This is a genomic window from Kineococcus aridisoli, assembly GCF_050871885.1.
Lineage (GTDB): Bacteria > Actinomycetota > Actinomycetes > Actinomycetales > Kineococcaceae > Kineococcus.
This window is the reverse complement of the sequence record NZ_JBJLSF010000042.1, coordinates 1-13,127: the sequence shown is the minus strand read 5'-3', so window position 1 is coordinate 13,127 and position 13,127 is coordinate 1. Positions and strand designations below refer to the sequence as shown.

General features: G+C 68.9%; 9 protein-coding genes and 1 pseudogene. 7 read left to right on the top strand and 3 right to left on the bottom strand.

Annotated features, from left to right (window positions below):
* Positions 1-545: 545 nt before the first annotated feature.
* Complete coding sequence (locus ACRYM2_RS12880; protein ID WP_432522784.1) at positions 546-1,811, top strand: AlbA family DNA-binding domain-containing protein; 1,266 nt, start codon at positions 546-548, stop codon at positions 1,809-1,811.
* A gap of 768 nt (positions 1,812-2,579) precedes the next feature.
* On the opposite strand, the gene ACRYM2_RS12875 is transcribed toward ACRYM2_RS12880, so the two are convergent.
* Positions 2,580-3,617 carry a S66 peptidase family protein gene (locus ACRYM2_RS12875; RefSeq protein ID WP_432522783.1) on the bottom strand — a complete coding sequence of 346 codons (1,038 nt, stop codon included), beginning with the start codon at positions 3,615-3,617 and terminating at the stop codon, positions 2,580-2,582.
* Positions 3,618-3,782: 165 nt separating this feature from the next.
* Between ACRYM2_RS12875 and ACRYM2_RS12870 the strand changes: the two are divergent.
* Positions 3,783-4,589 (top strand): annotated as a pseudogene (locus tag ACRYM2_RS12870) (transposase family protein).
* 93 nt (positions 4,590-4,682) lie between these two features.
* On the opposite strand, the gene ACRYM2_RS12865 reads toward ACRYM2_RS12870, so the two are convergent.
* A complete protein-coding gene (locus tag ACRYM2_RS12865; protein ID WP_432522782.1) occupies positions 4,683-6,854 on the bottom strand; it encodes an SNIPE associated domain-containing protein in 2,172 nt (723 codons plus the stop codon).
* Positions 6,855-7,388: 534 nt separating this feature from the next.
* Here ACRYM2_RS12865 and ACRYM2_RS12860 point away from each other — a divergent pair.
* The 3 genes from ACRYM2_RS12860 (at position 7,389) to ACRYM2_RS12850 (ending at position 10,486) form a co-directional block, all read left to right on the top strand.
* On the top strand, positions 7,389-9,026 hold the full coding sequence (locus ACRYM2_RS12860) for a competence protein CoiA family protein (protein ID WP_432522781.1): 1,638 nt from the start codon (positions 7,389-7,391) through the stop codon (positions 9,024-9,026).
* A gap of 371 nt (positions 9,027-9,397) precedes the next feature.
* Entirely contained in the window at positions 9,398-9,610 is a 213-nt protein-coding gene (locus tag ACRYM2_RS12855; RefSeq protein WP_432522780.1) for a hypothetical protein, read from the top strand.
* 30 nt (positions 9,611-9,640) lie between these two features.
* On the top strand, positions 9,641-10,486 hold the full coding sequence (locus ACRYM2_RS12850) for a hypothetical protein (protein ID WP_432522779.1): 846 nt from the start codon (positions 9,641-9,643) through the stop codon (positions 10,484-10,486).
* Between the two features lie 228 nt (positions 10,487-10,714).
* On the opposite strand, the gene ACRYM2_RS12845 is transcribed toward ACRYM2_RS12850, so the two are convergent.
* A complete protein-coding gene (locus tag ACRYM2_RS12845; protein ID WP_432522778.1) occupies positions 10,715-11,386 on the bottom strand; it encodes a hypothetical protein in 672 nt (223 codons plus the stop codon).
* A gap of 15 nt (positions 11,387-11,401) precedes the next feature.
* Between ACRYM2_RS12845 and ACRYM2_RS12840 the strand changes: the two genes are divergently transcribed.
* Entirely contained in the window at positions 11,402-12,430 is a 1,029-nt protein-coding gene (locus ACRYM2_RS12840) for a hypothetical protein (protein WP_432522777.1), read from the top strand.
* A 383-nt stretch (positions 12,431-12,813) separates the two neighbouring features.
* Positions 12,814-13,086 carry a hypothetical protein gene (locus tag ACRYM2_RS12835; RefSeq protein WP_432522776.1) on the top strand — a complete coding sequence of 91 codons (273 nt, stop codon included), beginning with the start codon at positions 12,814-12,816 and terminating at the stop codon, positions 13,084-13,086.
* The last annotated feature ends 41 nt before the right edge of the window (positions 13,087-13,127 follow it).

Here is a 13,127-nt window from a genome sequence, read left to right as displayed (position 1 = left end):
ATTTCCAGTGGCCGCCGCACCGCCCCCTACCTCTCCCCCGAGCAGCACCCCCAGCGCAACGCACCGCAACGCACCGCAACGCACCCCAACGCACCCCAACGCACCCCAACGCACCCCAACGCACCCCAACGCACCCCAACGCACCGCAACGCACCGCAACGCACCGCAACGCACCGCACCGCACCGGCGCTCGCCCCAGCACCCAACCGCACACCCCCGGCGCTCGCGGACATCCACCCGCACAGCACCCACCCGCACAGCACCCACCCGCACAGCACCCACCCGCACAGCACCCACCCGCACAGCACCCACCCGCACAGCACCCACCCGCACAGCACCCACCAGCGCAGCACCCACCAGCGCACCCCGCAGCCCCTATGCAGCCGCCCGAGGCCCACACACCCCCGCTGGGGCCCGGTGACCACCCCCCAGCCCGCCCACGGTGACCGTAGAATTGCTGTCCGTACTCACCTCAGAAGGGCTGCGCCTTGACGCTCAATGTCCCCGACCGCCAACTGCGTGGCCCCGCTGACCTTGAGCTCCTGGTGAGAGCCGTCCTGGATGCTGAGCCCGAAGACGAGAAGGACTGGCTGGAGTGGAAGGGCTCGCTCGACCTCACTAAGCCGAAGGGCGTTTTCGCCGTCGCTCGCTGCATTCTCGCCATGGGCAATCGGCAGCCCGACCACGCAGCACTCAAAGCTGGTGGTCTGGCCTACATGATCGTTGGAGCCGAGGCCGGGAACGGCGGGGTGCCCCAGGGCGTCGAGCTCATCGACGAGGTCAAGCTGGTGAACGCTTTGGACACCTATCTAGGGCCGGAGCACCCGGTGTACGACGCTCGCTTCATCTTCGTGGACGGCAAGCATGTCTTGGTGGTCGTGGTCGAGCCCCCGAAGTGGGGTGACCACATCTGGCTGCTCTGGAAGGGGTACCAGGACCAGGACGACAAGAGGGCAAAGCTTGTTCCCGAAGGGTCGATCTTCGTCCGACACGGCTCGCAGTCAAAGCCGGCGTCGGCGAGTCAGATTCGTGCGCTAGAGCAGCGCAGCCTTAGGGGCCTCAACATCGCGCCTGCCTTCAAAATGGGCGTGGAGGTCAAGGGCGAAATCTTGGGTTTCGACAGTTCCGAGGATGAGGTAGCCAGCTGGATCGCTGAGCGCCGCCACCTCCTACTCAACCTGTCAAACCGTTCAAGCTGGCCGCCCAAGGTCGAGGAACACTTGGCTGGGGTGGCTCTTGTGCTCGTGGACACGGCAGCTCGGCGGCTGGCTCACGCCGGGGCGAACAAGCTAAGCATTCGCCTGCAGAACCAAGTTCCCAAGAACCTCGAGAACGTCTGGCTGACGCTTCGCGACACCACCGGACGCATCATCGCCGCCTACTCCGCCAATGAGCCGCTGGAGCGTGACCTCCCCGAAGCCCCGACTCCGTTTGAACCTTTGTTCGAGGGTGCCTTGGTGAACTGGTCGTCCCTGAGAGCCGACCCTCTTGACCTGTCGATCTTGGACTGGGAGGTCGTGCGCGAAGAAGGTTCTCCGATGGAGATCAAGCTCAAGCTCGGAAATTTTATTCAGGTTGAGGACAGCGGAATTTCCACGGACTTTCACCTGTTCATTGCACCTGGGGATACGTCGCCGCTAGGACTTGACTATACGATCCGCACGTTGTCACTCGACACAGTGATGACTGGCACGCTGGAGGTGCCCGTCGTCAACCGATCCATCCGCGTTTCGCAAGTCATTGGTCCTGAAAATGACCTACCGACACGGCCCGAACCTCCAACCGAAGCACCGTCTTGGATGCAGTGGTGACATAGGCTCGTACTAGCAGATCCATTCCCCGGTATCGACTCTTGAGCCAACTGCAGGCGAGAGTTGTGGGCGATGCCACCGTCAGCTCTTCATCAGCATCCGATCGGCCCGATCGACTACCGGACGCGGCTAACAAGTAGCGTTACCGCTTGCAGGGAGCTAGTTGACACATGGATGACATTGAAAAGCCCAGATGGCAACTAATGGTCCCCCACTTTAGGGATATGCAACCTGCGCATTCCCAGCAGCTCCCCTGGGCTCTCATTGATCCTGACATATTGGACAGGAACGTAAGGCATCCAGATAAGCACTTGGTTGACTGGAAGTTGGTCGGACAGACAGTTCAAGATGTCGGCCAACGTCTTTACCGTGGCGAGGTTTCGTACGATAACCCAGAAGAGCAGTCATCACCTTGGGTGCAACTGACCCCACTCTGGAGTGATGGTAAGCAGAGAACCGCAGAGTGGAATCTGATTAAGCACTGGCTTGAAAACCCCCCACAAGTGTCTGAGAAGCAGTGCGCTAACGGTGGACGGCATCGCTTGTTCGGCGTGTGGTCCAGGCATCCCAACTTGATTCTGCCGGTGATCTGGGTCCGAAACAGCGTCACACCACCTGCGACTTGACGACAGGAGTAAAGCTTGCCGGTTTATCGTTAGGGTGCTATTATGATGTTGTCGAGGCGGGGACAGCGACCCCACCCAACACATCGAGGCTTTGTCAGTAGCAACCGGCCGCAAGTGACCAAAGCGTAGGTATCTGCGTTGCTCAGTCGACTGGTCTCAGCCTCGCGTGCGCACGTACCGCCGGTTCCAGCAGCGACAGCGTCCGCTGCTGTGCGTCAAGGGCGACGCGGATGCCGACCGGCATCGGCAGGTTGGCGCCGGCGTGGCCGAACTCGACGCCACCCAGCACCGGGATGTCACGGTCGCCGAGTACATCGAGCACGATCTCGGACAGAGTCGGGCCCGTGCCGGACCCACCAGGTCCGCCGAGCCCGTCAATCGCGTGCGGGACACCCACGACCATGCCGGCGATTCGATCGAGGATGCCGGAGTGGCGCAGGACGTGCAGGTAGCTCCACACGTACGCGGCCTGGCCGCCCATCTCCTCCCAGAACAGCACCGCGCCGTCGAAGCGCTCCGGCGGCAGCGCGTAGCGCGTCGCCTGCACCAGCGCGATGCGGTTGATGACCCCGCCGACTAGGGGGCCCTCCGCGCGGCCAGGCCGCCAGCACTCCCACGACGAGGTGGTGGGTAGCGCCCCGAGCGGCTCCGGGCTGGTCAGCAGCCTGGTGTACAGGTCTTCGAGCTGCGCCCGGCGCGCTGGGGGCACGGCCTGCCACGCGCCGCCGAAGCCGGGGGTGGCCAAGTCGGCGTGGAATCCGACGAGACCGGTGCGCGAATAGAGGACCAGGTGCAGCAGCGCGATGTCGCTGTAACCGAGGATCGGCTTGGGGTCGGCGCGGATCGCGTCGAAGTCGATCAGGTCGAGGTAGCCGAACGCCGTCTGGCCGCCGTCGTGCCCGATGATCGCGCGCACCTCGGGGTCGCGCAGCAGGTTGTTGAGCTCCCGGGCAATCTCCGCCGGTGTCGCCGCGCTCCACCAGTGCTGCTGGCCCGGCGCAAGCAGTAGCGAGACACGTACGCGAAAGCCCATCCCCTTGAGGATGCCCACCGCCCGCTCGAGGCCCGCCTCCTGCTGCCACCTGGCATCAAGTGGCCCGGACAGCGCTGAGATGGCGACGAGATCCCCGGGCATCAGGGCATGAGGCCTCAGCAGGTTAGGGGCGGCAGAGTCGGTCACCAAGGCAGTATCCCGGCCCCGTCACCAACAGGCCTCTCATTTGACCGTGTCAGGAATAGCGCGCTCAGCAGGTGACACCCTGAGTCGGAGGCAGTGGAGCACGTGAGGCCTGGCCGGTCACGATGAAGCAACCCAGCTGAACCACCACGCCTGTCAGGACCCTACGTGCTCTCTTACCGCGCCAGCCTGGACGTCTCCCGCGACCTCGCCCAGACCATCGCCCGCTTGCTGCTGGGCCACCGTGCCCGGATCGGTACCCGCCGAGGACGGCGACTGCTTGGGTGCTTCGCCCAAGCGGTGCTCCTGCTGCGGTTCATGCGCCAGCGCGCCGCCGTGCGCGACCTGGCCCGCGACAACGACGTCAGTCTCAAGACCGCCTATCGCTATCTGCATGAGGCCATCGACGTGCTCGCCGCCCAAGCCCCGGACTTGCCTGAAGTCATCGCAGCAGCCGTGGAACAAAACATCGAGCACCTGCTGCTGGATGGGACGCTCATCGCCACCGACCGCGTCCACGACCCCGGAGGAAGGCGGGACCTCTAGTACTCCGGTAAGTACCGACGCCACGGTGGTCTTGTCCAAGTCGTCTGCGATCCCGACGGCAGGCCGTTGTGGGTTTCACCCGTAGAGCCGGGCAGCACCCACGACCTCACTGCGGCTCGCGTTCACGCCCTGCCGGCGCTGTACGCCGCCGCCCGCCAGGGCGTGCCCACCCTCGCCGACAAGGCCTATACCGGCGCCGGTGCGGGCATCCGCGTCCCCGTCCGTCGCCCCAGCGGCGGGCAGATCCTCGACCCCAGCACCCAAGGCTGAAACTCTTACATCAACGCCAACCGCGCGTTCGTCGAGCACGGCATCGCCCACCTCAAGACCCGCTGGCGAGCCCTTGCCCGCGTCACCTTCTGCCCGTGGCGCGTCTCTGCAATCGCAGCCACGGCACTCGTCCTCAGCGGTCTCGAGAACCGCTACTGACAAAGGCTCAATGCCATCTCGTTGGAGGATCGGTGTGACAGGTGATCACTTTCCGGCAATCAGCATGCCTATCAGTCAGCGCTCATGCACGTGTCACTTCGCCCGTGATGGTGTACGGGTCGCATGAGCACCGCTGGCGCGCCACTCCAACGCTTCAGGAAGCTCATGGAACTCCAGCAGGTGCTGACCGGCGATCTGAGCCAGCTGGTCGCGCACCTGCACAGGGGTGACGTAGAAGAACTCGCGGTGCTTGTTGACCCGGTTGACGCGCTGGTCGGCGAAAGCGGCGTGCAGCTTGCTCTCCAGCGCGACGGCGTCGTCGCTGCGGATGAGAGCGTGCACGTCGAAGCGGAAGGGCACCGAGGCATCGCCGAGCTCCCTCACACGATCCATCGGCTCCAGCCGGCGGGTCATTCCGATCTTGACCATCCGCTCGCCGAAGGCGCCGATGTTGGAGATGACGTACACGTGACCTGCGCGCAGGTTCGCCTCCCGGGTGTTGACCCCGCTGATGGCCTGCTGCACGTTCTCGATCTTCGCTTCGATCTCGGCGATCACCACTGGCGAGGCATCGCTGGCCCTTGCCCGCTCCAGAGCTCCCTCGTAGTGACCCTGCTCCTTGAGCAGGCGGGCCTTCTCGCGTTCGAACTCCGCGGCCGCCTTGGCCTCTTCGCGAGCCTGCTCGCGGGCCTCACGAGCCCGTTCACGTTCCTCCTCGACCTTGGCCAGGTAGTCGGCGGTCAGGCGGATCTCTTCCAACCGCAGACGCAGGTAGTGCTCGCTGACCCGGATGGACATCATCGTGCCCAGACGGGCGATGGTCTGAGCGGCCTTCTCCAGCCGCTGGACGGCGGTGTGCACGGTGTGCGGGCGCACCACCCGCACGCAGTTGTCGGCTTCGGCGTTGAAGGCGCGCAGCATCAGCTTGGAGGTCTCCTTGACCATCTTCGCCCCATCGCGGCTGGATCCGTTGACCTGCCAGTTGGTGGTGGCCAGCACCGCCTGGTCGGCGCGGACGGCGACCTTAATGCGGTCCTTCAGGTCGACCAAGCGTGCCTTGTAGGCCACGGCGTCCTGCAGGGGATGGGCATAGCGGTAGACCCCGACCTCTTGCAGCACCGCCTCCTCGTCGGTGGCGATGAGCGTGGCCCGCACCTGGGCCAGGTCGAACTCGGCGGCAGTGAGATCCCGAGTGATGACCTCCAGCTCCTGGCGGGCAGCGTGGATGCGGCGCTGCAGGGCGGCCTCCTGCGCCGCCGCTTCCAAACGCCGGGCGGTCATCTCCTGAACTAGTGCGGCGGCATCACCCGCTCCCAGGCGCTGCAGGTCAGCGCGCAAGGTTGCGTTCTCCTGCGCGAGGGCCTCAAGGGCGGCCTGCTGCTGGCGCACCTGTGCCGCGAGGTCGCCGGCGTCGGCTCTCCCGCGCCGCCCGAGCCAACGTGAGCGCACAGCTTGCAACGCTCCCGGCGGCGGCACCGCAGGAGTGGTCGGGGCCGGTGGCTGGGAAGGCACTGGTCGACTCATGGACCCGCCAGACGGTGCAGCGGGCGGCACCGGCTGGCCGGTCACCGGCGATGCCGTCGGCGTAGGCGTCGGTGTCGGTGTCGCGGTGGGGTGTGTGGAGGGCTGACGTACCGGGCCACCACTGTCCTGACCACCGTGAGCATGAGAGCTCTCATCGCTGGAGCTGCCACTAGTGCTGCCGTCACCGGAACCGTCGTCGTCGACGCTGATGCCGAAGTGACGCGCCAGCGCGGCCAGGCCATCGTCCCAGCCCTGTCCGATGCAGCGGACCTTCCAGCCATCACCTCGGCGGTAGACCTCGGCCGCGATCAGAGCCGGCTCGGGACCGGCCCCGCTCATGTCCAGCTGCAGCAGCGTCTGCTGATCGGCATCACGCAGCAACACCTGCACATCAGGAACGGGACCGATGACCCCACCGGCGGCGCTGAGGATGATGTGCAGGGCGGCGATGTCAGCCGGAACCGCCGCCAACCGCAGTCGCACCTCATCGTGAGCGCGTGAGCCGGCCTGGCCTTGACCCAGGTGCCGGACTGTCCCCTCCAGCCCCTTGGGCTGGTTGAAGAAGATGAAGTCCTCATCCGAGCGGACCTTGCCGGCTGCGGTGGCGGCGACCACGGCGACATCCAGCGCGTCGGCGCCGGCCGACAGTGGCCAGGCAGCTTGGACATCGAGGTATCCGGCGCGGCACACGTGTGCGGGCAGCTCCTGGTTGCCGCCGCGGGTGAGGGACGTCACGGTCACTGCACGATCCTGTCAGCTCACCGTCCGCTTTGGGGCGCGGTCACGAAATCGAGGTGACGCTCGCCAGACAGGCAGCCCAGGCGGCCGCGCCCGCGCTCGCCGGCAGCGAGCCGATAGTTCACGAGCGCGCCGATCCGCGAGCGCCGGACGGGCATCCAGTGGGCAGCTACCTCACGTCTTAGACCCCTCAGAACGTCCAACCTTCAAGCACGCGGCCAGAAGGCGTCGGCGCTGGCTTCACGCGAAGGAGAGCAGGCCACGCGGTCAGCGCCGGCTGAGGCGTACCCCAGACTCCCTGATCGCGCCGGGCTTCTTGATCACGATGAGGCAACCGATGTTCAGGAGCTTGTCGTGGAAGCCGACTGATCGAGGGTGCCCTCGGCCCGCCACGACCCCCAGCTCCTCGCGGCCTTCCAGGACGGCGAGCGGTGCCTGGTGTGGGCACGCCGCAAGAGCGACGGCGCCCTGTACCGCCTCGCCGACGGTGACGCGAAGAAGGTGAGGTCGTGGGCCAAGGAGCACCTGGAGTGCTTCATGCCCGAGTGCAGCGATCCTCGCCTGACCACCGTGGCCCGCCACCCAAGGCGCCGCGACGGCTTCTCCCACCACGCCGGCTCCGGCGGCCACAGCGCCGAGGGCGAGGCGCACCAGCAGGCCAAAGCCGCCCTGCGGGCCTGGGTGCACGACACGCTCGGCGACCAGGGCGTCACCGCCGTAGCTGAGCAGGCCAGCGCTGATCGCACGCGGGTCGCCGACGTCATGGTCACCTGGCCCAACGGGCGGCAGGTGGCCCTGGAGGTGCAGTACGCCGCCCTCAGCGTGGAGCAGTGGCGAACCCGGCACGCCTCCTACCAAGAGCAGGGCATCACCGCGGTGTGGCTGCTCGGCCACCAGGGCAAGCACCTGCGCCGAGCCCGCGCTCACTCGTGGGAGCCAGACGGTGCCGCCGACGGTCTCATCGCACTGAGCGACCTGCACGCCGCGATGACCCAGGCCGGCGTCCCGATGCTGTGGATCAACCCGGTCTGGGGTGAAGGCGCCGGCATAGGCACCGCCTCCACCAGCACCTCACCCCACCGCGTCCGCGACGGCTCCTACGGCGACGAGCACGGCGACAGCTTCGCCACCGACACCCGCTTCCACGTGCCACCCGACCCTCACCAGGAGCGAGCCGCCTTCCACGCCGATCCACTGACCACGTGCACCCTCACCCCCGACGGCCTGAGCACTCCCACGCTGCAGCGCCTGCACCACAGCGAGCGGCTGCTGACCTCGGTCAACGCCGCACGCCAGGCCATCGACCGAGCCCGGGCCGCCGCCGAAGCCGAAGCCCGCCGCGCTCGTGAAGCACGCGCGCAGGTACGGGCCGATGAGCTCGCCCGGTGGGTGCAGCAGCAGCGCGAACACCAGCAGCAGGCCTGGGACACCTCCGCCCTCAAGCAGCGCGTCCTGGCCCGCTACGACGGCACCATCCCCTTCCTGCTGAGCGTGCGCCTGGGCGGTGAAGGCGGCCTCTACGCCCCACCGGAGCACTGGCGCGCCGCCATCTACGCCGCCTTCATCTGGCGCAAGGCCGGGTGCTGGTTCACCATCGCCGATGCCTACCGCTGCATCGCCGCCGAAGGCATCGAGCACAACCGCAAGGCGCCACGGTTTCGGGCGCTGGCCCTCCTCGGCTGGCTGCAGCACCTGCAGCTGCACCGCTACGTGCAGCTGCACCATGATCCAGCAGACCCCCGGCGCATCCTGCGGGTCACCGTGCTCGGCGACCTGGACAATCCACCGCCACCCACCCCATCGAACCCACCGGCCCGAAACGCCGCACCACCCGCACCGCCCGCACCACGAGGGGCAGCACGACCGCCAGCACGACCGCCAGCACGAGCGGCAGGACAGCCCGACACCTCCCCCCTCTCGCACACCACCCAGCACCTTGAGCAACCCCGCAAGCAAAACCACGAGCAACAGCCCGAGCAGCCGCTGCACCACACGGGAGCTGCCGCGCATTCACCACAACCAACCTCCTCAGCAGCAACGCAGGCGACGGCAACAACGCAGGCGACAGCAGCAACAGCAGCCAGCGAACAGTCCCGTCCTCGGTGCCGGCGATGCCAGCGCCCGCTCGACCCGCTGCTCGCCACGTACGGCCTGCACATCCTGTGCCTTCCCTGACGAAGCACAGCACGATCGGTTGCGCCGGCAGGCGCCTCACCGACGACTCAGCCCTTCCAGCGACGCAGCCCTTCCAAAGATGCTGTACCCGCAGCAGTGATCATGGCCGTGCTCGGAAGGCTGGGCGCGCTCGCGGCAGCGGCGGCCGGTGGTGCACCGCCGACCGGAGCGCTGACGCCTGACCCGCTGACGTCCCCGAGCACCGCGATCTACCGCTCATCCGATCCGCCGGCTCCGGTCGTTGGTGCGATGGCGGGCTCCTGCCGAGATGACGCCCTGCTTGGGGGTGCGGCTAGCCCGAACAGGTGATGCACCGCTGAGCGCAAGCACCTCTGCTTGCCGCGGCGACACCCGGCCAGCACGGTGGGGCGATGAGCCAAGGACAGATCGCCGCCCTCGTGTGGGGACCGCTGGCCATCGTCATGGGCATCTGCTTCGTCCGCTTCCGCGAGCGGATCTCCCGCGCCGCCCAAGCCGCCCGCGGCCGCCACCAGACGCCCGCGCTGATGGCCACCGCCGGCATCTTCTTCACCATCGCCGGAGCCGGCGTGCTCCTCGGCGCACTGACCGGCGCCCTGCACTGAGCCGTCGGCACCGGCAGGGAGAGGGAGAAGGTGACACCGCAGCAGGCCCAGCACGACCCGCAAGATTCCGACGGCCCGCACGGCCGTGACGGCGAGCACCGGCAAAGCGCTTGCGGCGGTGGTCCTGACCTGAGCGGGTTGCAGAGCACCTACAGCGTGCGGCTGGGCAGGGGGCTGAGCCGCGTCATCCTGATCGCCTTCGCCCTCGCGAGCGCCGGGGCGCTGCTCAGCCTGGTGAGCGCCGACGACTGGTTCCAGGTGGGCACCGCGCTGATGTGGCTGACGTTCTACGCGCTCGCTCTCAGCTTCCACCTGTGGCGCCCACCGGCCATCTTCCTCAGCGAGCAGGGTCTGCGCGTTCGGCGCTTCCTCGCCGGTGGCCCCGTGCTGTCCTGGAGCCAGGTCGAGGCCGTGCAGGTGCAGGGGCGCTGGCAGGAGCACAGCACCATCAGCACCCGCCCACCCAGCGGTGCTGCACACACACAACCACGAACACGACCGCGCGCACAGCCGCGAACGCGGCTTCGAGCACTGCCGCGGGCGCTGCCACGAGCACTGCCGCGGGCGCTGCCACGAACACTGCCGTTGACCGGCATGCCGGCGCAGGAGGCGCAGCGCCTGGCCGATGCGCTGCAACGCTGGCGCGAAGGCACCGGCGCTCAGGACATGGGCGCAGGACATGGGCGCAGGACATGGGCGCTCACGACACGGGCCCTCGGGCATCGGCTGAGCCAGCGACGAGTCCGCCGGCCAATCGCCCGACCAATCGCCCGGCCGATCGCCCGGCCGATCGGGACGGGTACGACCAGCACGACGATGGCGCAGGCGGCTCATAACACACCCGGTGACGGCGGTGACGGCTGCCCCCCTGGCTGACCCAGCACCCATCACCGCTGCAGCGCCTCCAGCTGGCCCAGACGCGCACGCCGGCCGGCCCGAGCATGCTGAGCGCGGCGCCCCCTGCTCCTCCCGCAACAGGCACGGGTGCACCGCGGCTCGGCGAGTGGGACTCGGAGAGTGGGAGCAGGCCTTCCAGCCTCTGGTGCAGAAGGCGCACCTGCTCGTGGCGCCGGCCGGGCACACGCAGCCCGCACCTCCCGCCCCTCAGCGCCCGGCCTCGCCATCCGCGGCGGCTGCGTTGGCGGCCACCAGCAGGTGAGCGGCCTTGCGCTGCGCCCACCCCAGCAGCCCCAGCGCCACCACCAGCAGCCCACCGACGGTGAAGATGACTCCGCCGCCCACTCGGCCCGGCACCGCCAGCACCCCGACCAGCAGCAGCACTCCCACCACCGCCACCACAGCGCCCACCGCCGGCTGCAGCCAGCGCGGCAACCGGTTGGAGACGCCCACGTGCAGCAGGTAACGCCCGTACTCGGCGGCCGCCGCCGCCACCGGCTCCTGCTCCGCCGGCAGACCCTGCTCAGCGCGCTGCACCGCCCGCCGGCGCGTCGCGGCATCCACCCTCGCCCACCCCTGCCGGGCCGCTCGCCGCTGCGCCGGCGTCATCAGATACACAGCATCAGCCACCAGACCAGCGTAAGCAGCCACCGGCACCGTCGTACCCGGTACCGCTGGCTGCGGCGCCGCTGGCTGCGGCGCCGTCGGTGAGCAGGCGGTGCTCCATCCGGGCGAATCCGGCATGGTTTCGATGAGCACGGCACGGCAGCTGTGCGCCGCGTGCATCGTGAGGGAGTGAGCTCCTCCGACGACCGCGCCGGCGATGGTGCTGCACCTGCGCCGCGCCACCGCGCCCATGAGCACCGTCCCGACGATCACCGGGAGGAGGGCGGCGTGGGCGCGGCCGGCCTCGCAGACGCCGCCACCACGGCACCGGCCACGACGTCACCCGCGTCCTCGCCTTCGAGCACGACCGCGGACCTGCTGCGGCGCACCAGCCTGCTGACCTGGGCCAGCCTCGGCGCCCTCGCCGCCCTGCTCGGGCTGCTGCCCTGGCTGGCCACCGGCACCCGCCTGCCGCTGCAGAACCTGTGGCGCGAGGCCACCGCCCCCGCCGACATGCCCCGGGTGCTGCTGCCCTTCAGCCAGTACGCCCTCACCCAGCTGCTGGGCCTGCTCGTCACCGCTTTCGCCCTCGCCGGCCTGCTCGCCCGCCTGCTGGCGCGCACCACCCGGCTGCGCTGGCCCCGACGCTCGATGCTGGCCCTGGCCGCCGGGACGCTCGGGGTGCACCTGCTGGCAGCGGCGCAGACCACGCTCACCGTCGCCGCCGGGCTCAGCACCCGCCCCGCCTCCGCCCTCTACCTGGCCGCGCTGCTGGCCGCGCTCGCCGTCGCGCTCGCGGCCGGGCTGCTGGTGCTGCGCCTGCTGCTGGCCGCCTCCCGCGCCGCGGTAGTGATCGGCGTCAGCCTGTCCGCCGTCCTCGGCGCCTCCTGGCTGGCCGCCCTCGTCGTCCCCCTCACCATCGCCGGCGGCGCCGCGGCGTCCGGGCAGCCCCGGCAGCCCGGGCAGCCGGGGCCGGCGGCGCTGCAGGCCATCAACGCCCTGGAGCACTGGCTGCCCGCGGTCCTCGTGGGCGCGGTCATCGCGTGGAGCGGAGTGCGCACTCTCGGGCGGATCCTCGCCGCGGCCAGCGGCCTGGCACTGTTGTGGATCCTGCCCGCCGCCCTCACCGCCGTCACCTCCGCGGCCGGTTTCCGGCTGCTGCTGCCGCACCCCGGCGAGCTGGCCGAGTACGGGGCGCAGGTCTTCAGCGCGGTCCTGCTCACCCCCGGGCTGGTCCTGCCCCCGCTGCTGCTCGCCCTCATGGTCGCGGCCGGCGGAACCGCCGCGCGCCACCTGCACACCCGCCGCTCCTCTTGACACTCCACCCGGTGCTGCACCCGCCACTCGGTGCTCCACCCGCCACTCGGTGCTCCACCCGCCACCCAGTGCTCCACCCGCCACCCAGTGCTCCACCCGCCACCCAGCCCCGAGCTCCTGGCAGCCCGCGTGCGGCTGCGGTCGATGGTGTGCTCAGCGCTGAGCGCACCATCGCGGGGGACGCACTGGGACGTCAGCAACCACCGGTGCGGGCATTGGCCGGTGCAGGCATTGAAGGGACTGAGGTCGCCGAGGTGCTGATGAAGCCACGACCGGGCCTGCGATGGTACGCATCGAAGATGACCGCTCACACCGCCCTCCGCCGCGCAGGTGAGCACCCGTGGCAGGTACCCGTCTGTGACAGACCCCCGTGGCAGGTGTCTGTGACAGTCGTGCACTCGTCGTCGCCCATCACGCAGAATCATCAGATAAGACGTCAGAAGAAGCCCTGGTGGAGCATCACCCGCACCCGCGGGCAGTCGCTGCTGCTGGGGCTGTTGTGGACGCTCATGGGGTCGCTGCAACTGTCCAGCCTCATCTCCACCGAGCGGGGCACCTGGTGGCGATGGTCCCTGCTGGCCCTGCTCCTCGGCATGGCCGGCTTCTACCTGCTGGCCTGGTGGATCCGTGGACGCCGAAACGACACGCCCGTGTAAGCGCAGGCAAGCTGCCGGGGTGCCGGGGTGCCGGCACCCCG

Coding starts and splice junctions, on each gene's coding strand:
- ACRYM2_RS12860 (WP_432522781.1), top strand. CDS start 7,389: ATGCCCGAGTGCAGCGATCCTCGCCTGACCACCGTGGCCCGCCACCCA.
- ACRYM2_RS12855 (WP_432522780.1), top strand. CDS start 9,398: ATGAGCCAAGGACAGATCGCCGCCCTCGTGTGGGGACCGCTGGCCATC.